The following is a 20,958-nucleotide window of genomic DNA, read 5'->3' on the forward strand; positions in this document are numbered from 1 at the left end:
GACGCCGTCATGACATGGGCAGGGAATCAGACTAGCTTTGTGGAGTGCTGACTATATTGAATGCCGTGAAACGGGTGCTGGTGGGCAGGCCCTTCAGGAATGACAGGCTCGCCCATACGTTGCTCCCCAAACGGGTAGCACTCCCGGTTTTCGCTTCCGACGCACTGTCATCTGTGGCTTACGCGCCCGATGAAATCCTGCTTACGCTGGCCCTGGCCGGCGTGAGTGCCGTGGCCTTTTCGCCGTGGGTGGGCCTGGCCGTGATGGTGGTCCTCCTGACGGTGGTGGCGTCCTACCGGCAGAACGTGCACGCCTACCCCTCCGGCGGCGGAGACTACGAGATCGCCAACGAAAACCTGGGCAAGTTTTCCGGGCTGACTGTGGCCTCGGCGCTCCTGGTGGACTACGTCCTGACGGTGGCCGTCTCGATGTCCTCGGCGGCCACCTACCTCACCACGGCGGTGCCGTCCCTGCACGGGCAACAGACCCTGTTCGCCACCATCGGCGTCGTAATCCTTGCCCTCGTCAACCTCCGCGGCATCAAGGAAGCCGGCAGCGTTTTCGCTGTCCCCACGTACATTTTTATGGCAGCGATCCTCGGCATGACAGCGGTGGGCGTCTTCCAGGCCGCCACAGGCCAGCTGGGCGAAGCACCGTCGGCGGCCTTCGAGATTGTGCCGGCTCCCGGTTTCGACGAAGGGCTGGTGGGCCTGGCCGGCGCCTTCCTCCTGCTCCGGGCGTTCTCCTCCGGCGCCGCCGCGCTGACCGGCATTGAGGCCATCAGCAACGGTGTGCCGAACTTCCAGAAACCGAAGAGCAAGAACGCGGCCACCACGCTGTTGCTGCTCGGCGTCATCGCCTCGTCCATGCTGGCCGGCATCATCTTTCTCGCCAACGCCACGAAGGTGCATATTGTGCTGGATCCGGCGACGGAATTCCTGATGAACGGCCTGCCGCTGCCGGAGGATTACATTCAGAGTCCGGCCATCAGCCAGATCGCCCAGACCATCTTCGGCCCGGGATCAATCCTGTTCTTCATCGTGGTCGCCGCCACCGGAGTAATCCTGGTGTTCGCCTCGAACACCGCGTTCAACGGGTTCCCGGTACTTGGCTCCATCCTCGCCCAGGACGGCTACCTGCCTCGCCAGCTGCGGACCAGGGGAGACCGCCTGGCGTTCAGCAACGGTGTCCTTGCCCTGGCCGCCGGAGCGTTGGTGCTGATCCTCGCGTTCAACGGCGACGTCACCAAACTGATCCAGCTCTACATCGTGGGCGTCTTTATTTCCTTTACCCTCAGCCAGCTGGGCATGATCCGGCATTGGGGGAGGCACCTCAAGCTCGCCAAGGACAAAGCCACCCGACGCCGGATGGTGAAGTCCCGCACCATCAACAGCATCGGGTTCGGCATGACGTCCCTGGTGCTGGTGATCGTGCTGATCACCAAGTTCCAGCAAGGCGCGTGGATCGCGCTGCTGGCCATGTTCATCCTGTTCCTGATCATGTGGAGCATCCGGGCACACTATGACAACGTGGCCAAGGAACTGGCCGTGGACGAGGACTCCTCGCCGCGTGCCTTGCCGTCCCGGGTCCACGCGGTACTGTTGGTGTCCCACGTGCGCAAGCCGGTGTTGCGTGCCCTGGCCTACGCCCGGGCCTCGCGGCCGTCGCGGCTGGACGCCATCACGGTGGACATTAATGCAGAGGAAACCGCGCATACGGTTGCCGACTGGGAAAAGCTGGAGATCCCCGTGCCGCTGACCGTCCTCGCCAGCCCGTACCGGGAAACCATCACGCCCATCATGGAATACGTCAAGAACATGCGCCGTGATTCCCCCCGCGACCTGATCGTGGTCTACATCCCTGAATACGTGGTCGGCAAATGGTGGGAACAGCTGGTCCATAACCAGACAGCATTGCGTATCAAAACCCGGCTGCACTTTGAACCTGGCGTGATGGTGGCCAGTGTCCCGTGGCAGTTGAAATCGTCCGAAGAAGCCAAAAACATGCAGGATATCCGATGAACCCCCAGACCCAGAGCCACCCCGCAGCTGCCACGGCAGCCCCCACCGAACTGGTGCTCGACGTCGGCCCGGTGGCCCACGGCGGCCACTGTGTGGCCCGGCACGAGGGCAGGGTTATCTTTGTCCGGCACGGCATCCCCGGCGAAAAGGTACGCGTCCGCCTCACCGACGCGGGGGAGTCTGCCAAGTTCTGGCGCGCCGACGTTGTGGAGGTGCTGGAAGCCTCCCCTGACCGGGCGGATCACTTCTGGCGTCCGGCTGACTCCCTCCGCGCCTGGGCCCACGGACATCCGCCGGTGGGCGGAGCCGAATTCGGCCACATCTCCCTTACCCGCCAGCGCGCGCTCAAGTCGGCGGTACTGGCCGAACAGCTTCAGCGCCTCGCCGCCGTCGAACGCCTGCCCGACGGGCTGGACCTCGGAAACCTCGTGGAGGCTGTGGAGGCTGTGGACGCGGGCGGGCGGGATTCCAGCCTGGAGACTGAGTCAACGTACGACGCCGGCACTGGCCTGGGGTGGCGGACGCGCGCCAGCTTCTCGGTGACTCCGGGCGGCAAACTTGGCATGCACGCGCACCGTTCCGACCACATCATTGCCGTCCGGGAGATGCCGCTCGCAACGGAGCGCATCAACCGGCTGCGCTTGTGGGACCTCGACCTGACCGGCATCGAACGCGTGGAGGTGGCAGCGCCGTCGAACGGTTCACGCCCACTGGTGCTGCTGGCTCCTGCACCCGGCACCAAGCCCAAGCGGCTCAGTGCCATCGCGGCCCAGCTTCCGGACGACGTTTCCGTGGCCACGTTCGACCCCCTCACAGGGGAAGTCGCGCAGCTGCGTGGCCGGACCTGGGTCCAGGAGTCGGCAGCCGGCCACGACTACAGGGTTACGGGCGCGGGTTTCTGGCAGATCCACCGCGACGCGCCCGGGACGCTTGTGGGGGCCGTCACAGAATTCCTCCACAATGGCGGATTCCTGGCGCCGGGTTCCGTGGTGGCAGACCTCTACGCCGGCGCCGGGCTGTTCACGGCTCCATTGGCTGACGCGGTAGGGGAGACCGGGTCGGTTCTCTCGGTGGAAGGAGCACCGGGAACCAGCCGGGACGCCCGCAAGAACCTTCACGGTGCGCCGCAGGTGGAGATCGAGCACGGCCGGGTGGAACGTGTCCTCCGCCAAAAGCCGCGGAATTTCGACGCCATCGTGCTGGATCCGCCCCGGGCGGGCGCCGGGAAGCCCGTGGTCAGCCAGCTGATCGCCGCCGGCCCCCGCGCCATCGCCTACGTGTCCTGTGATCCGGCATCGTTTGCCCGGGACGTGGGGTACTTCCAGCAGGCAGGCTGGTCCCTGGCGGGCCTGCGGGCCTTCGATCTCTATCCGCACACCCACCACCTGGAGACGGTGGCGTTACTGACGCCGGGTCAGTGATGCTACTAGGATGGCGGTAGTAATCCCACGTCGCGCCCCGTATTCACGGCTGACCTCCTGCAATTTGTGTGGCCAGCACTAATTAGGCCTGCCTAACTAGCAAGCGGTCTACCGCGCGACAAAGATGAAACTGTTGCGAGAGGAGTCCTGCGATGAGCACAGTGGACAGCTTCGGTTCAAAAGGCAAACTTAATGTAGCCGGAACCGAATACGAAATTTTCCGGTTGAACTCCGTTGAAGGTGCAGAAAACCTTCCGTTCAGCCTCAAGGTATTGCTTGAAAACCTGTTGAGGACCGAGGACGGCGCGAACATCACGGCCGATCACGTGCGTGCCTTGGCTGGCTGGGATCCCAATGCCCAGCCCGATACAGAAATCCAGTTCACGCCTGCCCGGGTGATCATGCAGGACTTCACCGGCGTCCCCTGCGTGGTGGACCTGGCGACAATGCGTGAAGCGGTCAAGGAACTCGGCGGTGACCCCAAGCGGGTCAACCCGCTGGCTCCGGCGGAAATGGTCATTGACCACTCCGTGCAGATCGACGCTTTCGGCAACTCCGGCGCACTGGAGCGCAACATGGAGATCGAATACCAGCGCAACGGCGAGCGTTACCAGTTCCTGCGGTGGGGCCAGACCGCATTCGACGACTTCAAGGTTGTTCCCCCGGGAACCGGCATTGTGCACCAGGTCAACATCGAATACCTGGCCCGCACGGTCATGACCCGTGAAATTGACGGCGTCCTCCGGGCCTACCCGGACACCTGCGTCGGCACCGACTCGCACACCACCATGGTCAATGGCCTGGGTGTCCTGGGCTGGGGCGTTGGCGGCATCGAAGCCGAAGCGGCCATGCTGGGACAGCCTGTCTCGATGCTCATCCCTCGTGTTGTGGGCTTCAAGCTGACCGGGTCCATTCCGGCCGGCGCCACCGCTACGGACGTTGTGCTGACCATCACCGAGCAGCTGCGCAAGCACGGTGTTGTGGGCAAGTTCGTGGAATTCTACGGCGAAGGTGTTGCGGCAGTGCCGCTGGCCAACCGCGCCACCATCGGCAACATGAGCCCGGAATTCGGCTCCACTGCCGCAATGTTCCCCATCGACGACGTCACATTGGACTACCTGCGCCTCACCGGCCGCTCGGACGAAAATGTGGCGCTCGTGGAGTCCTACGCCAAGGAACAGGGCCTCTGGCACGATGCTTCCCGCGAGATCAAGTTCTCCGAGTACCTCGAGCTGGACCTGTCCACGGTTGTTCCCTCCATCTCCGGCCCCAAGCGTCCCCAGGACCGCATTGAGCTGACGGATGCCAAGGAACAGTTCCGCAAGGACATCCACAACTACGTCGCCATCGAAGACGGCAGCGTGGACGAGTCCCTGGACGAGTCCTTCCCCGCATCGGATGCACCGTCGTTCACGCACGCCGACTCGCACACCACCGAGACCAGCCGTGTTGTGTCCGCAGCGAACGGCGCCCACGGGCGTCCGACCAACCCGGTGCACATCAAGACTGAAGACGGCCGCGAGTTCGAACTGGACCACGGAGCGGTATCCATCGCCTCCATCACGTCCTGCACAAACACGTCCAACCCCTCGGTGATGCTGGCCGCAGCCCTGCTGGCCCGCAACGCCGTCGACAAGGGCCTGACCTCGAAGCCGTGGGTCAAGACCTCCGTGGCTCCCGGCTCCAAGGTTGTCACCGACTACTACAACAAGTCGGGCCTGACGCCGTACCTGGAGAAGCTCGGCTTCTACATCGTGGGTTACGGCTGTGCCACCTGCATCGGCAACTCCGGACCGCTGGACGCCGAAATCTCCGAGGCCATCCAGGCCAACGACCTTTCCGTCACCGCGGTGCTCTCCGGTAACCGCAACTTCGAGGGCCGGATCAACCCGGACGTGAAGATGAACTACCTGGCCTCCCCGCCGCTGGTCATTGCCTACGCCCTGGCCGGTTCCATGGACTTCGACTTCGACACCGATTCCCTGGGCAAGGACGAAGCCGGTAACGACGTCTTCCTGAAGGACATCTGGCCCAACCCGGTTGAGGTCCAGCAGGTCATCGACTCCTCGATCGACAAGGACATGTTCGCCCGCGGCTACGAGGGCGTCTTCGACGGCGATGCACGCTGGAAGGCGCTCGACACGCCGGCCGGTGACACCTTCGCCTGGGATCCGAACTCCACCTACGTCCGGAAGCCCCCGTACTTCGACGGAATGAAGGCGCAGCCGGAACCCGTCCAGGACATCTCAGGCGCACGCGTGCTGCTGAAGCTGGGCGATTCGGTCACCACCGACCACATCTCCCCGGCCGGTTCCTTCAAGTCGGACACCCCCGCCGGCCAGTACCTGCTGGCCAACGGTGTGCAGCGCAAGGACTTCAACTCCTACGGCTCACGCCGTGGCAACCACGAAGTCATGATCCGCGGCACCTTCGCGAACATCCGCATCAAGAACCAGCTGCTGGACGGCGTCGAAGGTGGTTTCACCCGCGACTTCACCCAGGCTGACGGCCCGCAGGCATATGTCTACGATGCCGCGCAGAACTACCAGGCAGCCGGCACCCCGCTGGTGGTCCTGGCGGGCAAGGAATACGGTTCCGGATCCTCGCGTGACTGGGCAGCGAAGGGCACCGCCCTCCTGGGCGTCAAGGCCGTCGTCGCAGAGAGCTACGAGCGTATCCACCGTTCCAACCTGATCGGCATGGGCGTCCTGCCCCTGCAGTACCCGGCTGGCGAGTCCGCGGCCACCCTGGGCCTGACCGGCACGGAAACCTTCTCGGTTGAGGGCGTTATTGCCCTGAACGAAGGGACCACGCCCAAGACCCTCAAGGTCACCGCCACCGCAGAAGACGGCTCCGCCAAGTCCTTCGATGCAGTACTCCGCATCGATACTCCGGGCGAAGCCGACTACTACCGCAACGGCGGCATCCTGCAGTACGTCCTGCGCCAGATCTCGGCCAACTAGCCGGAATCTGAACCCACGCAGTACTCTTTCGAAGCCCCGGCCGGTCACCGACCAGCCGGGGCTTCGGCTTTGCATTTTCCGCAAGGCGTTAGAGTTAACAGGCACGTCTACCACCCGAAGGAGGGGTCATTGGGAATCTTGGACACCATCCGGAATCCGCAGGACCTGAACCAGCTGTCTCACGAGCAGCTCGAAGAGCTGGCCGCTGAGGTCAGGAGTTTCCTGATCACCAACGTCTCCCAGACAGGTGGACACCTCGGACCCAACCTCGGCGTTGTGGAACTGACCCTGGCCGTGCACCGCATCTTCGATTCGCCCCGGGACAGCATCGTGTTCGACACGGGCCACCAGTCGTATGTGCACAAGCTCCTCACCGGCCGCCAGGACTTCAGTACCCTGCGCCAGCAGGGCGGAATGTCCGGCTACCCTTCCCGCGCCGAGTCCGAGCATGACATTGTGGAAAGCTCGCATGCTTCCTCCTCCCTCTCCTGGGCGGACGGCATCTCCCGTGCCAGGCAGCTCACCGGCGAGTCGGAGCGTTACACCGTCGCCGTCGTCGGAGACGGGGCGCTCACCGGCGGCATGGCCTGGGAAGCCATCAACAACATTGCGGCGGACAAGCGCCGCCGCGTGGTGATCGTGGTCAACGACAACGGCCGCTCCTACGCCCCCACGGTGGGCGGCTTCGCGGACTACCTCGCCTCACTGCGCCCCACCATCGACTCGTTTCGCGCCGCCCCTGCCTATGAGGGCACGCTGGACTGGTGGAAGAAGAAGCTCCAGAACGGCGGCCCCGTAGGCCAGTTCACCTACAAGAGCCTGCATGCCATGAAAAAGGGCATCAAGGACTGGTGGGCGCCGCAGGGCATGTTCGAAGACCTCGGCATGAAGTACATCGGCCCGGTTGACGGCCACAACCTGCAGGCCATGGAGCACGCCCTGTCCACAGCCAGGAACTACGCCGGCCCCGTGATTGTCCACGCCATGACCGAAAAGGGCCACGGCTACGCCCCGGCCCGGGCCCATGAAGCGGACCAGTTCCACGCCGTCGGCATTATCGATCCGGAGACCGGTGAGCCGACGGGAGTTTCCGGGTCACAGTCCTGGACGTCTGTTTTTGCTGACGAAATCGCGAAGATCGCCGACGAACGCCCCGACATTGTGGGCATCACCGGGGCCATGCTCATTCCCGTGGGCCTGCATAAGTTTGCGGCCAAGCACCCGGACCGCGTGATCGATGTCGGCATCGCCGAGCAGCATGCGCTGACGTCCGCCGCCGGCATGGCTTTCGGCGGGCTCCACCCCGTGGTGGCCGTGTATGCCACCTTCCTGAACCGTGCCTTTGACCAGCTCCTCATGGACGTGGCCTTGCACAAAGCCGGCGTCACCATCGTCCTGGACCGGGCCGGTGTCACCGGCCCTGACGGGGCCAGCCATCACGGCATGTGGGACATGGCAATGGTCCAGATCGTGCCCGGACTCCACCTCGCCGCGCCGCGCGACGCCTCCCGGCTGCGGGAAGAGCTGCGCGAGGCCGTGGCCATCAGCGACGCCCCCACCGTGGTGCGCTTCTCCAAGGGCACCGTGGGCGCCGAAGTGGAGGCCATCGAACGCCTGGGCGACGGTGTTGACGTGCTGGCCCGCCGGCCGGCCGGCTCCACCGAAAACGACGTCCTGATCGTCAGTGTCGGAGCGATGTCCGAACTGGCCCTCGACGTGTCCAACCGCCTGGGCGCCCAAGGCATCAGCACCACCGTGGTGGACCCGCGCTGGGTGCTGCCGGTGCGGCGTTCCATCATCGCGCTGGCCTCCCACCACCGGCTGGTCATCTGCATCGAGGACGGTGTCAGGGCAGGCGGCGTCGGATCGCGGATCCGGCAGGAAATGCGCGCCGCCGGCGTGGACACCGCCCTGAACGAGGTGGGGCTCCCCGCGGAGTTCCTGGACCACGGCACACGCAGCCAGGTGCTGGAGCGCGTCGGGCTGACGGCCCAGCAGATCACGCACGACGTCGTCGCCCAGGTTCTGGGCACAAAGGTCCCCTTCGCGCGCCCCCTGCCAGGCCAGGAGCACCCCACCACCGGCAGCCTGCCGATCCTGTGAGGGAAGAAGACGCACTGAAGTATCCGTCCGCCGTCGGGGATTCAAGCCCGGCGAGGCACACGAGCACCACCCGCGTTCCTGCGGGACTGCAGCCAGGCCAGCTGGTGGTGGCCCGGAACCGGAAATGGAACGGGCAAGCCCACTGGGTGGTCCCGGGTCGGTACCTCGGCGAGGACCGGCACGGCTGGTGGATCTTCCAGGGAACCAACGAATTCTGTTCGCGCCCGGGCGCCGCCTTTTACACAGCATCCGACGCCGTGCTGCTGGTGCCGCGGTCCGGAGACTGGGTGGCCACGTTCTACGACGACGCCCACCCCAGCGGCGTCAGGGTCTACGTTGACCTCGCCGTCGCCCACGAGTGGACGGACATCCGGCCCGCCGTCACCGAGTTCCATGTGATCGACATGGACCTGGACGTGATCCGCATGGCCGGCCGGGGCGTCTTCATCGATGACCAGGACGAGTTCGCCGAGCACCGCGTCGCCATGAATTACCCGGACCTGCTGGTGGATGACATCCAGGCGGCCGCGGACGAGCTATATCAGGCCGTCAAGGCACAGCACGCACCATTCGACGGAACAGACGCCGGATGGTTCACGAAGGGACGGTCATGAGCGGGATCATCAGGGTCTACAAACGGGACGACGAGGGAGTACTGCACTTCCGTGAAGGCTGGTTCGACGAGGACTACAGCCAGTTCGTGATGAACTACGGCGTGGTTGGCCACCAGAGCAAAACCGAAGAGACCGATGTGGCGGACGCCGCCGCGGTGGAGGGCCTGATGGATGCCTTTGCCGTCCAGTGCGCCGAGGACGGCTTCGCCGAAATCCCCGACGAGGACCAGTTCTGGGTGGTGGCGCAGTTCGCCCTCAAAACCAAGGAGGGCACGGACCGTGACCGCTACCTTGAGGAAAAGGCGAAGGACGCCCTCATCAGCCACCTGGCCTGGCGCGGCCTGGGAACCGTGGAACGCTCGGAGTTCAGCGACTATAAACTGAACATCTTCTGCCTCTGCCCCGACGTGAACAAGGCTGTCAGCGCAATCAAGGTCTGCAGCCGTGGCGAAGACCTCGACTTCACCAAACTCAGCATCGGCGCCGCGCCCTTCAGCGAACCGGACAACTTCAAACTCAAGCACTCCCCGAAGCCTGCCAACTCGTTCAGCCTCTAGAGGGGAAATCCATGCCTGACTACCGACGCCTGGGAAACTCCGGGCTGACCGTCTCCGTGGTGGGGCTCGGTTGCAACAACCTGGGCCGTGCCAATACGGTGACCGAATCGCAGGCGGGGACTGACGCCGTCGTTCATGCCGCCCTCGACGCCGGCGTGACGCTTTTCGATGTTGCTGACAACTACGGGCGGGAGCCCGGACTCAGCGAGACGATGCTGGGCAAGGCCCTGGCCGGCAAGCGGGATGATGCGGTGGTGGCCACCAAGTTCGGCATGGACGTCCGGGGTGCCAATGGCAACGACTTTGGGGCCCGGGGGTCACGGCGCTACATAGTCCGTGCGGTGGAGGCCTCGCTGCGGCGGCTGGGCACGGACTGGATCGACCTTTACCAGTTCCACACGCCTGACCCCCTGACCCCCATCGAGGAGACACTGAGTGCCCTCGATGACGTTGTCTCCAGCGGCAAGGTCCGCTACATCGGACACTCCAACCGCGCCGGCTGGCAGATTGCCGAGGCGGAATTTGTGGCCCGGGCCGCCGGCGGCACACGTTTCATTTCGACGCAGAACCACTACAACCTCCTGGACCGGCGGGCAGAACTCGAGGTCACCCCGGCGGCAGAAGCCTACGGCCTGGGTGTCCTGCCTTACTTCCCGCTGGCCAACGGCCTGCTGACGGGCAAGTATTCGCCGGGCTCGGCTCCGGCGGGGTCGCGGCTGAGCCATACGCGGACCAACATGGTGCACGACGCCGACTGGGACCAGCTCCAGCGTTTCAGTTCCTTCGCGGCAGTCCGCGGCCTGACCGAGATCCAGGTGGCCTTCTCCTGGCTCGCGGCCCAGCCTGCCGTCAGCAGCGTGATCGCCGGCGCCACCAGGCCGGAGCAGGTCCGCGAAAATGCGGCCGCTGCGGCCTGGGTGCCGTCGCCGGCAGAGCTCGCGGAACTGGATGCGATCTTCCCGAAGGTCCCCAAAGTTGCGCTCTTTTAGGAAACTCCGCAGATGACCAAGCTACTACTGGACGTTGATACCGGGATCGACGATGCCCTGGCGCTGGCTTACCTGGCCTCCTTGCCGGAGGTGGAGTTCGTGGCCGTGACGGCATCGCCCGGGAACGTGGACGCACACCAGGTGGCGCGGAACACCCTCGCCATGCTGGAACTGTGCGGACGCACCGGGGTGGAGGTCGCCGTGGGGGCATCCGCTCCGCTGAGCATTCCGCTGGTGACCACGCCCGAAACCCATGGTCCCCAGGGCATTGGCCACGCCGTCCTGCCGCCGCCGTCCGGGACGGTCTCGGCGCGGCACGCCGCCGACCTGTGGGTGGAGGCGGCCCGGGCACATCCGGGGGAGCTCACGGCCCTGATCACGGCGCCGCTGACGAACTTCGCGCTGGCCATCCGCCGCGAACCTCGGCTGCCAGAACTGCTGGGCAAGGTAGTTATCATGGGCGGCAGCTTCTACCACCAGGGGAACACCACTCCCACCGCCGAATGGAATACTCACGTTGATCCGCAGGCGGCCAAGGAAGTTTATGCGGCCTACCGCGGCCTGCCGGTGGACCGGCTGCCCATTGTCTGTTCACTGGACACCACTGAGCGGATCGAGCTGCGGCCGGAGCATGTGTTGCGGCTCGCGGAGGCGGCCGGCTGCAGTGAGCGGGAGCTGGTCCTGCCGAAGCAGCCTGAAGGGCTCAGGAGCACGGCCGACAGTCCGCTGGTGCGGCACCTGTCCGATGCCCTTCGCTTCTACTTTGAGTTTCACCGTCTCTACGGCCAGGGCTACCTGGCGCACGTCCACGACTACTTCGCTGCCGGTGTGGCCGCCGGGACGCTCGATTACGCAACCCGCTTGGCCACCGTGGACGTCGAGGTTGAATCGCCCCTGCTGATGGGGACCACCGTGGCCGATTACCGGAACCTGTGGAATCACCCGCCAAATGCCCGGATCGTCTCGAACAACAACCCTGAGCAGGCCTTCGGGGAATTGATACGGTCCGTCGGCGGCCTCGCGGCGCGGCTGCGCTGAACGTTCGCCCTACAGCGGCGCGTTTTCAGGCACGTCCACGTCCAGCGCGAGAAGGGCGTTCTCCACCACTTCCATGAGGGCCGGATGGATCCAGTACGGTCCCCCCGCGAGCTGGTGGACCGATACGTCGGTGGCCATCGCCTGGATCAGCGGCTGGATCAGGAGCGAGGCCTCGTGGCCCATGATGTGCGCGCCGAGCAGGCAGCCGGTGGACCGCTCGGCCACAAGCTTGACCACCCCTTCCTCGTCCTCCATGGCCCAGCCGTAGGCAGTGGAGCCGTAGTCCTGGACGGCGGTCACAACGTCTGTCCCGGCTGTTGCCTGGGACCGGGCTTCATCCTCGGTCAGGCCCACGGAGGCCACCTGCGGATTGCTGAATACCGCAAACGGCACTGCGGTGTAGTCGATGGTCCGGAGCCGGTCCGGGTGTTCCAGGTTATGCGCCACCACCCGGGCCTCCCGGTTGGCGACGTGCTTGAGCTGGTAGCTATTGGCGATGTCACCCAGGGTATAGACACCGTCAACGGGTTTGCCGCCGGCGAGGACCCGGAGGTTCGCGTCCACGGACAGGGTATGGTCCTCATCCAGGTCAAAGCCGGCGGCGTCCACGCCCAGCCGGTCGGTGTTCGGCACCCGCCCGGTGGCCATCAGGACGATGTCCGCCGCGACCCGCAGAGGTTTGCCGTCGTCGTCGGCGAACACAACGGTGACGCTGCCGTCGCCGTTGTCCTCGATGTACCCGCCGCCCACCACCACCCGCTCGGGCGGACCGTCGAGGCGCATCACGGTGTCCGAGGTGTGCACGTGCGGCAGGGCGATCCCCGGCACGTCGGGGAGCACAGCCCGGGAACCCGCGGCCACCACCACGCGGTCCGTGGTGAGCTCCACCCCGGAATCAGTGGTGAGCGTCCGCGGACCGGTGAACCGGACGTGTTCCTGGTATAGGTCCACATTCTTCAATTCCTCCGCGCGGTAGCGGCGGCCGGACTCGGAAATCGAATCAATCCGGCCAAAGATCCTGTCCCGCAGCTCATTCCACCGCACCTTGTCCAGGCTCAGGTCCACACCCAGGCGGGCGGCCTCCCTGGGCGCGGCCGCCAAGGTAGCCGGGTACACAAACACCTTCGTGGGGATGCAGCCGACGTTCAGGCACGTGCCGCCGAACACGCCGGCGTCGATCATGGCTACCTTCTTGTCATCCCAGAACGGCGTGATCAGCGAATTGCCGGATCCGGATCCGATGATGGCCAGGTCGTAAGGGGGTATTTGTGCCTTTCGGAAAGGTCAGGACGGCAAGTGTGACTGTTAGCCAGGAGTGGCGGCTAATTGCAGCTTAGTTTGGCGGGTTCCAGGTTCCGTCAACCGGTCCGCTTCCGGGACACGTTGTGAGGTCCCCGCGTTACACATCGTCCGTGTCCCGCAGAATCAGTTGAAGCCTGCGAACGCACTCCTGTTCGAAGTCCGGCCAGGTGGACCAGTAGTAGGGAACCCCCGACAGTGTGATGGCCAACGCCCAGGCACGAGCGCGCAGCCGCGTGCTTTTGTCGAGGCCCAGTTCCTCGGCGTACGCATGCCTGGCTTCGGCCGGGAGATCCCAGACCGCGGCGTGCTCGCAGGTCGGATCACCGACCGAGAGACCGCCGAAATCGACCACCCCCACCAGCACGCTGTTTCGGACCAGGAGGTTGGAGGGCTTGAGGTCGGTGTGCATCCAGGTGTGCGCCAACCGTGGCTGATCGAGTTCCAACGCCGCTTGCCAGATGGACTGCAGGCCGTCGAGATCCAACTGGAGTCCCTGTATGCCGCGGCAGGCGTCGAGGTTCGCTGACGTCCCGGTGGAGAGATCCCGCAGACTGCCGCCACGGTACGACAACAGTGGCTCTTCCCGCGGTGCGCCCATGAGGTCGATGCTGTGGAGGGCGCGGACAAAGCCAGCCAGGTCCCGGCCGAGCCGGGACAGATCCTGCTCACTTTCCGGGTTCAGCTCTGTACCGTCGACCCACCGGTACACCGACCAGGGGAACGGGTAGCTTTCATCCGGCCTGCCGATTGCCACAGGCTCGGGAATGCTGAGCGGAAGGTGCGGTGCAAGGCGCGGCAGCCATGTCTGTTCCTTGGCCACATCGGCCGCGGTGCCCGACGTCCGCGGCAACCTCACCACCAGATCATCGCCCAGGCGCAACATGCGATTGTCTGTGCCTTCCCCGGCAGGCGAGAGGGCCAGGTGCTCCCAGGCAGGGAACTGGTGATTGATGAGTCGGCGGACTGTCTTCTCCTTGAGGTTAACTTCGTCCGTCTGCAGGGAGGCCATGTCTCTAACTCAAACACAGGTCAGCAGTTCGCGGGGAACCTCTCTGGTCACACCGACATGCAACGCCCGGCTTGGCGGGTCCCGGAACCGGTAGACTGATGCCGGATCCGGGCCGGCGCAGACGCCCCCGGCTGCCGCCGAGGTGACATAGGCGGCGTTCCTCACCGCCCGGGCCATCCGGGCGCCACAGCCTGCATCCCAGAAGGAACGCCATGTCATCGCCCTCCCTCACCTTGCCGTCACCGGCCACTGCCCGGAACCGCCGCTTGCTGGAAACCCTCGGAGCGTTGGCCATCGCCGGCACGTACATCTACCTGGTGTTGAACCAGCCCGCGGACATCACCGGCGGCCCCGGCAGCGCGTCGGCCCTGATCGCCCTGTCCGGCTTCCTCGTGGGGGCCGTGCTGCTGATAATCGGCGTACTGCCCACACTGCCCGTGTCCACGCTGGTGCTGATTCCGGTGGCACTGGTCCTGAATATTGTCCTGGGCCAGTTCGTGGGCAGCACCTTGGTGCCCTTCTACCTCGACGCCATCGGCACCGTCCTGATCGCCGTCCTGGCCGGACCCGCCGCCGGAGCAGCCACGGGCGCCCTCAGCAGCATTGTCTGGTCCTTCTTCAACCCCACCGTCCTGCCGTTCGCCGCCGGTGCCGCCCTGATCGGCTTCCTGGCCGGCGTCGCCGCACGCCACGGCCTGTTCCGGCGCTTCTACCTGGCACCGGTGGCAGGGTTCCTGGCCGGCATCATCGGCGGTGTGGTCTCCGCTCCCGTTGCCGCGTTCGTCTTCGGCGGCACCTCCGGCCTGGCCACCGGCGCCATCGTCAGCGCATTCCGCTCCATGGGTGACACCCTCCTGGCGGCCATCACCAAGCAGGCCCTGATCTCGGACCCCATGGACAAGGCCATCGTCTTCACCTTGGTGGCCGTCTTGGTGTACGCCCTGCCGCGCCGCACCCGCCTGCAGTTCCCGTTTGTCCGGCGGCACCGCGTGCTTGCCGGAACAGCCATCAGCCAGCCCACCGGCGAATCCACCGGCAAATCCGCCGGCCAGGACGCCTGACCCACCCCTGATGCGTCTGCACCCCATGACGTCGCTGGCGGCTGCCGGCAGCACTGCAGTCATCACGACGGCGGCTGCCAGCTGGCCGCTGTCCCTCACCGTGATCGCCGCGGCCGCGGGCTTGTCGGTAGCCGGGGGAGTGGCCCGCCGGATGCTGCCGGCGGTGGCGGTCATCCTGGCTCCGCTGGTCCTGTCACTGCTGGCCATGCACGGACTCTTTTTTCCGGAGGGCACCACGGTCCTGGTGCAGTGGGGCCCTGCGCGGGTCACCGTGGAAGGGCTTCATTTTGCCCTCGAGCGGGCTGCGCGGCTTTCCGCGGCGGTGCTGGTGCTGCTGCTATGTTCCTTCACCATAAGTGTCCCGGACCTGGTGGCTGCCCTGTCCGCCCGCGGCGTCCACGCGCGGTTCGCGTTTGTGCTCGCCTCCACCCTGACACTGCTGCCGGCCATCAGTTCACGGCTGGGGCGCATCCGGCAGGCCCAGGAAGCGCGTGGCCTGGTGATCAGGCCTGGAATTGTCCGGCGCGCAGGCGCGTTCCGGTGGCAGGCGGTGCCCCTGGTGCTGTCCCTCGTGGAGGAAGCCGGCACCCGCGCGGCAGCCTTACAGGCCCGCGGGTTCGGCAGCGCCGGGCAACACACCAGTTACCGGGCGGTCCAGGATTCTCCGATCCAGCGGTGGGTTCGCCTCGTGCTGGTGTTGGCGGCGGTGGCGGCCATCGCCGCCCGCCTCTGGCAGCCGACGGCGGGTGCTTCTTAAGTGGCGCAAGGCTCACCTCCGGCCCTGGCAGCGGGTATCGAAGAATTTGTCTTCTCCGGCGAGCAGGAACCGGTTATGGCTGGCCTCGACGTGGCCTTCGCCGCGGGATCGCTGACAGCCGTGCTCGGCGGATCCGGCAGCGGCAAGTCGACGCTGGGACGCCTGCTCGCCGGCTGGTTGCTGCCCGGCGACGGCGGGACACTCACGGGTTTTCTCGAGCTTGCTGGCACGCGGCTCCGGTTCACCGGAACAGCCGCCGATCCGCGGATCGATCCCGGGAGCTGGGGCCGCCAGGTGGGCTTTGTGCCGCAGGATCCCTCCGCCGCCCTGTCCACGGTCCGTGCCACGGTGGCCGAGGAGCTGGCGTTCGGGCTGGAAAACGCGGGGATTGACCGTGCGACGATGGCCGGCGCCGTCCGGCACGCGGCAGCACTGACCGGCCTGACCCGGCTGCTGAACCGGGATCCTGCCACGCTTTCCGGTGGCCAGCTGCGCCGCCTGGCCATCGGTTGCGCGGTCATTGCCCGCCCCGCGGTTCTCATCATGGACGAACCCTTCGCCTCCCTCGACACGGACGGAGCCGAAGACCTTGCTGCCCTGGTGCGGAAACTCGTCCAGGACGGCACCGCCGTCGTGATCCTGAGCCAGCGGGCCGATGCCTTCCTGCACAACGCCGGTACCTGGCTGGTCCTTGCCGGCGGTACCGTGGCCGCGGCTGGCACGCCGGCAGAAGTCGTGGCTGCCGGGGCGCTGGAACTGGCGGGAGTGGTCCGCCCCCGTCCAGATACAGGTCCCCGGCCGCTGGCAGAAGCCGGCTTTCCACCCGTCGTCGACGGTCCGCCGGCTTTGGAGCTGCGTGACGTCTCGTTCACGTACCGGGGGACACAGCGCAGAGGCTGGTTCAGGGCACAACCGGGCCCGCCGGCTGACCCGGTCCTGCACGGACTCAGCCTGACCGTCAGCGCGGGCGAGATCCTGGCGGTGACAGGTCCCAACGGCGCCGGAAAGTCGACGCTGCTGAGGCACCTCAACGGTTTGCTCCAACCAACAGCAGGCAGCGTGCTGGTGAAGGGTCGGAACATCGGCGGACAGCCCGCGGGACGGGTGTCCGGTGACGTGGGGCTGCTTTTCCAGCAGCCCAGGGACCAGCTGTTTGAGCGGACCGTGGAACGGGAAGTCCGCTTCGGACTCGAGCGTGGGCAGCTGGCGGCTGACCAGGCGGTGCGGCAGGCCCTCGCCGCCGTTGGCCTGGAGCACCTTGCCGGGCGGCACCCGGCCGAACTGCCCGCGTCCCAGCAGCGGCTTCTGGCACTGGCCACAGTGCTTGCCCGGCGTCCCCCAGTCCTTGCCCTGGACGAACCGACCGTTTCCCTGGACGGCCATGGGCTGGCCGCGCTGGACCGGGTGGTGCGCAGCACGACGGCGGAGGGCGCCGCCGTCGTGCTGGTCACCCACGACCTGGACTACGCCCGGTCCATCGCGCACCGGCTGGTGCGGATCGAGGCCGGCCGCCTGCTACCCGCGGACTGATTCCGGGGTGGCTGCATCCGGGCTGACCGATTCGGAGGACTGACCCGTCAGGCCCGACGCGACGCCCGGCGCCAGGAAGCGCCTGCCGTTGACCCGTTCGGAGGCGCCAACACGGTCCAGGTACGGCGTGATGCCGCCCAGGAACATCGGCCAGCCAGCGCCGAGGATCATGCAGAGGTCGATGTCTTCAGGACCGGCCACTACGCCCTCATCCAGCATCAGCCCGATCTCCTCGGCGAGGGCGTCCTGCACACGGCGCAGCACGTCGTCCCCGGTGGACGGTGACGTGCCGAAGGACATCAGCGACAGGGTGGACTCCGGGATCTCCTGGGAGCCGTCGGCCGCCGGGGCCCAGAGCGATTTCACGCCGTTCTCGATCAGTTTCTGCAGGTTCGTGGACACAGCGAAGCGGTCTCCGAAAGCGGCGTGGAGGGACTCCTGGACATGCTGGGCAACCGGCAGGCCCACCATGGCACCCAGCGTGAACGGCGTCATCGGCAGGCCCATGGGACGCAGCGACGTGTCGGCGACCTCGGCAGGGGTGCCTTCGTCGAACGCGGCCGTCACTTCGCCCATCAGCCGCAGCAGGATCCTGTTGACCACAAAGGCCGGCGCATCCTTGACCAGCACCGCGGTCTTCTTCAGGCCCTTGGCCAGCTCAAAAGCGGTGGCCAGCACGGCGTCGTCGGTCTTGGGTGCCCGCACGATTTCGAGCAGCGGCATCACGGCCACCGGGTTGAAGAAGTGGAAGCCAACCAGCCGTTCCGGGTGCGCGAGGTCTTCGGCCATGGCCGTGACGGACAGCGAGGACGTGTTGGTGGCGAGGATGCATTCCGGCGAGACGATTGCCTCCACCTCGGCGAAGACCTGCTTCTTGACGTTCAGCTCTTCGAAGACAGCCTCAATGACAAAGTCCGCGTCCACGAAGGCCTCCTTGGAGACCGATCCCGTGACCAGTGCCCTGGTGCGGTTGGCTGCGTCCTGGCTGATCCGTTTCTTGCCGAGGAGCCTGTCCACCTCGGCGTGGACGTAGCCCACGCCCTTGTCCACACGGGCCTGGTCGATGTCCGTCATCACCACGGGGACCTTGAGCTGGCGGGCGAACAAAAGGGCCAGCTGGCTGGCCATGAGGCCCGCCCCCACGACGCCGATCTTGGTGACCGGACGGGCGAGCTTACGGTCCGGTGCGCCCGCAGGCCGCTTGGAACGCTTCTGGACCAAATCCAGGAACGCGTAGACCGTAGCGCGGAACTCGTCTGTCTGCATCAGACCGGCGAGGGTTTCGCACTCGAAGGCGGCCGATTCGGCCTGGGACATGGTCCGGTTGGCGTCGAGGATGTCCAGGACCTTGGCCGGCGCAGGCGAGGCATTGGAGGTCTTGGCCTCCACGAACGTCCGGCCGGCGGCGACTGCTGCGGACCAGCGCCCGGCAACGGCGGGATCAGCGGGATCCACGGCGTTGGCCCGTGCCGGGACCACCTCGCCGGTGATGACGGTGGCCGCCCAGGCGAGGGACTGTTCCAGGAAGTCTGCCGGTTCGAACAGGGCGTCGGCGATACCGAGCTGGAAGGCCTGCGGCCCGTTGAGCGTCCGGTTGTTGCTGAGCGGGTTCTCGATCATCACCTTGACCGCGTTCTCGGGTCCGATCAGGCGCGGCAGGATGTAGACGCCGCCCCAGCCGGGGACCAGGCCGATGAAGGCCTCGGGAAGCGCCAGCGCGCCGGCGCCGGTGGACACCGTGCGGTAGGTGGACTGCAGGGCGATCTCCAGGCCGCCGCCCAGGGCAACGCCGTTGATGAACGCGAAGCTGGGAACGCCGAGGTTAGCCAGCGTGGCATAAACGTCATGCCCGAGCTGGGCCATCCACAGGCCATGATCGCGATTCTCCAGCGACTTCACCGCGGACAGGTCGGCGCCGGCCACGAGGAAGTACGGTTTGCCCGTCACGCCCACACCCACGATCTCGCCGCGTGCCGCACGCTCCTTCAGGCCCTCCAGGACGGTGCCCAGCTCCACCAGGGTATTGGGTCCCAGCGTGGTGGGTTTGGAGTGGTCCAGGCCGTTGTCCAGGGTGATCAGCACGAACACTCCGGGGCTCTGCTGGCTGGGGGCGGCAGGCAGCTTGATGTCCTGGACGTACGAGTGGGTCACGGTTTCGTCGGGGAAGAGCTCGGCAAGCTTGGTGAAATCGGCGGCGCTCATGCTGCGGCTCCTTCGGTGGTGGCTACTGAGTTTGCTTCCTGGACGACTGCTGCGACGGCGCCGCTGTAATCTGTGTATTTCGAGTGACGCGGGTTTTCCCAGATGACGGTGGCGCCCATGCCCAAGCCTATGCACATGGTGGTGATCCCGTACCGGACCGAGGGATCTTCTTCGAACTGCCGCGCGAGCTGGTTCATCAGCCTGACCCCGGAGGAGGCGAGGGGGTGGCCCACTGCGATGGCGCCGCCGTACCGGTTCACGCGGGGGTCGTCGTCGGAAATTCCGAAGTGGTCCAGGAAACTCAGGACCTGCACGGCAAAGGCTTCATTGATCTCGAAGAGTCCGATGTCCTCAATGCTGAGGCCGGCGTTCTTCAGTGCTTTTTCGGTGGCGGGCACGGGGCCGATGCCCATGACCTCCGGTTCGACGCCGGCGTAGGCGTAGCTGACCAGCCGCATCTTGACCGGCAGGCCCAGTTCCGCGGCGGCTTCCGAGGACGCCAGGACGGCGGCCGTGGCGCCGTCGTTCAGGCCGGCGGCGTTGCCTGCCGTCACGCGGCCGTGGGCGCGGAAGGGGGTCCGCAGGGCCGCCAGGTCCTCGAGCGTGGTGCCCGGCCGGGGCGGTTCATCAACGCTGTTCACCGTCCAGCCCTGTCCCGGCTTCAGGGTAGCGACCGGAACGAGGTCAGGCTGGATCTGGCCCTGGGCGTATGCGGCTGCGAGCTTGTCCTGCGAGGCGACCGCGTAGGCGTCTGTGCGTTCCTTGGTGATGGCGGGAAAACGGTCGTGCAGGTTTTCGGCCGTGTTGCCCATGTTCAGGGCGGCAGGGTCAACCAGCCGCTCGGACATAAAGCGCGGGTTCGGATCGGCGCCGGAGCCCATCGGGTGGTTGCCCATGTGCTCCACACCGCCGGCGATGACGACGTCGTAGGCGCCGAAGCCGATGCCGCTCGCCGTTGTGGTCACCGCGGTCATGGCGCCGGCGCACATACGGTCGATGGCGAATCCGGGGACAGTGCGGGGGAGCCCTGCCAGGAGGGCGGCCGTGCGGCCGAGGGTCAGGCCCTGGTCGCCGGTCTGGGTGGTGGCGGCAACAGCGACTTCATCGATCCGGGCCGCGGGCAGGGTGGGGTTGCGGCGGAGAAGTTCGCGGATGCACTTCACCATCAGGTCATCGGCGCGGGTTCCGGCGTAGATGCCTTTCTCGCCGGCCCGGCCGAAGGGTGTGCGGACGCCGTCAACAAAAACGACGTCGCGGACAGTTCGCGGGGATCCGCTGCTTCCGTGGTGGCTCACGTTTACTCCTCATCGAGACGTTGGCGCCGTCCGGAGGCCAAAGGGCAGCACTCGGCAGGACGGCAGTGCACACTATGTTACTCGTCAGTAACATAG

15 protein-coding genes are annotated in these 20,958 nt (G+C 66.2%); 11 read left to right on the top strand and 4 right to left on the bottom strand.

Going from position 1 to position 20,958, the window contains the following annotated elements; genetic code table 11:
- Positions 1-44: 44 nt before the first annotated feature.
- The 8 genes from NG697_RS09155 to NG697_RS09190 all read left to right on the top strand — a co-directional run bounded on the left by NG697_RS09155 (position 45) and on the right by NG697_RS09190 (position 11,706).
- On the top strand, positions 45-2,021 hold the full coding sequence (locus tag NG697_RS09155) for an APC family permease (RefSeq protein WP_252600182.1): 1,977 nt from the start codon (positions 45-47) through the stop codon (positions 2,019-2,021).
- A complete protein-coding gene (locus tag NG697_RS09160) occupies positions 2,018-3,442 on the top strand; it encodes a class I SAM-dependent RNA methyltransferase (protein ID WP_252614044.1) in 1,425 nt (474 codons plus the stop codon). The genes NG697_RS09155 and NG697_RS09160 overlap by 4 nt, the downstream gene beginning before the upstream one ends.
- 152 nt (positions 3,443-3,594) lie before the next feature.
- The gene (gene acnA, locus NG697_RS09165) at positions 3,595-6,405 is read left to right on the top strand and encodes an aconitate hydratase AcnA (RefSeq protein WP_252600184.1); all 2,811 of its coding nucleotides are present in this window, start codon (positions 3,595-3,597) and stop codon (positions 6,403-6,405) included.
- A gap of 129 nt (positions 6,406-6,534) precedes the next feature.
- The gene (gene dxs, locus NG697_RS09170; RefSeq protein WP_252614045.1) at positions 6,535-8,508 is read left to right on the top strand and encodes a 1-deoxy-D-xylulose-5-phosphate synthase; all 1,974 of its coding nucleotides are present in this window, start codon (positions 6,535-6,537) and stop codon (positions 8,506-8,508) included.
- Positions 8,505-9,122 (top strand): DUF402 domain-containing protein, encoded by a 618-nt coding sequence (locus NG697_RS09175; protein ID WP_252600186.1) that lies wholly within the window; start codon positions 8,505-8,507, stop codon positions 9,120-9,122. The genes dxs and NG697_RS09175 overlap by 4 nt, the downstream gene beginning before the upstream one ends.
- Positions 9,119-9,679 carry a hypothetical protein gene (locus NG697_RS09180; RefSeq protein WP_252600187.1) on the top strand — a complete coding sequence of 187 codons (561 nt, stop codon included), beginning with the start codon at positions 9,119-9,121 and terminating at the stop codon, positions 9,677-9,679. The genes NG697_RS09175 and NG697_RS09180 overlap by 4 nt, the downstream gene beginning before the upstream one ends.
- An 11-nt stretch (positions 9,680-9,690) precedes the next feature.
- Positions 9,691-10,668 (top strand): aldo/keto reductase, encoded by a 978-nt coding sequence (locus NG697_RS09185; protein WP_252600188.1) that lies wholly within the window; start codon positions 9,691-9,693, stop codon positions 10,666-10,668.
- 12 nt (positions 10,669-10,680) lie between these two features.
- Complete coding sequence (locus NG697_RS09190; RefSeq protein WP_252609165.1) at positions 10,681-11,706, top strand: nucleoside hydrolase; 1,026 nt, start codon at positions 10,681-10,683, stop codon at positions 11,704-11,706.
- A gap of 9 nt (positions 11,707-11,715) precedes the next feature.
- Here the strand turns inward: NG697_RS09190 and NG697_RS09195 are convergent, their stop codons facing one another.
- Positions 11,716-12,972, bottom strand: a complete 1,257-nt coding sequence (locus tag NG697_RS09195; RefSeq protein ID WP_252614055.1) for an FAD-dependent oxidoreductase — start codon at positions 12,970-12,972, stop codon at positions 11,716-11,718.
- 133 nt (positions 12,973-13,105) lie between these two features.
- Positions 13,106-14,017, bottom strand: coding sequence for an aminoglycoside phosphotransferase family protein (locus tag NG697_RS09200; RefSeq protein ID WP_252614046.1), 912 nt, complete (start codon positions 14,015-14,017; stop codon positions 13,106-13,108).
- A 212-nt stretch (positions 14,018-14,229) separates the two neighbouring features.
- On the opposite strand from NG697_RS09200, the gene NG697_RS09205 reads away from it, so the two are divergent.
- The 3 genes from NG697_RS09205 (at position 14,230) to NG697_RS09215 (ending at position 17,365) form a co-directional block, all read left to right on the top strand.
- Complete coding sequence (locus tag NG697_RS09205) at positions 14,230-15,078, top strand: ECF transporter S component (protein WP_252600191.1); 849 nt, start codon at positions 14,230-14,232, stop codon at positions 15,076-15,078.
- A 10-nt stretch (positions 15,079-15,088) separates the two neighbouring features.
- Positions 15,089-15,835: an energy-coupling factor transporter transmembrane component T gene (locus NG697_RS09210; protein WP_252614047.1), complete on the top strand. Its 747-nt coding sequence runs from the start codon at positions 15,089-15,091 to the stop codon at positions 15,833-15,835.
- A 75-nt stretch (positions 15,836-15,910) separates the two neighbouring features.
- Positions 15,911-17,365: an ABC transporter ATP-binding protein gene (locus tag NG697_RS09215; protein WP_308293083.1), complete on the top strand. Its 1,455-nt coding sequence runs from the start codon at positions 15,911-15,913 to the stop codon at positions 17,363-17,365.
- On the opposite strand, the gene NG697_RS09220 is transcribed toward NG697_RS09215, so the two are convergent.
- Together NG697_RS09220 and NG697_RS09225 are read right to left on the bottom strand one after the other, a co-directional pair.
- A complete protein-coding gene (locus NG697_RS09220) occupies positions 17,351-19,567 on the bottom strand; it encodes a 3-hydroxyacyl-CoA dehydrogenase NAD-binding domain-containing protein (protein ID WP_252600194.1) in 2,217 nt (738 codons plus the stop codon). The genes NG697_RS09215 and NG697_RS09220 overlap by 15 nt on opposite strands.
- Positions 19,564-20,862 carry a thiolase family protein gene (locus tag NG697_RS09225; protein WP_252600195.1) on the bottom strand — a complete coding sequence of 433 codons (1,299 nt, stop codon included), beginning with the start codon at positions 20,860-20,862 and terminating at the stop codon, positions 19,564-19,566. The genes NG697_RS09220 and NG697_RS09225 overlap by 4 nt, the downstream gene beginning before the upstream one ends.
- Positions 20,863-20,958: the final 96 nt, after the last annotated feature.

The organism is Pseudarthrobacter raffinosi, assembly GCF_023913835.1.
GTDB classification, from domain to species: domain Bacteria; phylum Actinomycetota; class Actinomycetes; order Actinomycetales; family Micrococcaceae; genus Arthrobacter; species Arthrobacter raffinosi.

Coding starts and splice junctions, on each gene's coding strand:
- NG697_RS09185 (WP_252600188.1), top strand. CDS start 9,691: ATGCCTGACTACCGACGCCTGGGAAACTCCGGGCTGACCGTCTCCGTG.
- NG697_RS09180 (WP_252600187.1), top strand. CDS start 9,119: ATGAGCGGGATCATCAGGGTCTACAAACGGGACGACGAGGGAGTACTG.
- NG697_RS09215 (WP_308293083.1), top strand. CDS start 15,911: ATGGCTGGCCTCGACGTGGCCTTCGCCGCGGGATCGCTGACAGCCGTG.
- NG697_RS09210 (WP_252614047.1), top strand. CDS start 15,089: ATGCGTCTGCACCCCATGACGTCGCTGGCGGCTGCCGGCAGCACTGCA.
- NG697_RS09220 (WP_252600194.1), bottom strand. CDS start 19,567: ATGAGCGCCGCCGATTTCACCAAGCTTGCCGAGCTCTTCCCCGACGAA.
- NG697_RS09205 (WP_252600191.1), top strand. CDS start 14,230: ATGTCATCGCCCTCCCTCACCTTGCCGTCACCGGCCACTGCCCGGAAC.
- NG697_RS09200 (WP_252614046.1), bottom strand. CDS start 14,017: ATGGCCTCCCTGCAGACGGACGAAGTTAACCTCAAGGAGAAGACAGTC.
- NG697_RS09190 (WP_252609165.1), top strand. CDS start 10,681: ATGACCAAGCTACTACTGGACGTTGATACCGGGATCGACGATGCCCTG.
- acnA (WP_252600184.1), top strand. CDS start 3,595: ATGAGCACAGTGGACAGCTTCGGTTCAAAAGGCAAACTTAATGTAGCC.
- NG697_RS09160 (WP_252614044.1), top strand. CDS start 2,018: ATGAACCCCCAGACCCAGAGCCACCCCGCAGCTGCCACGGCAGCCCCC.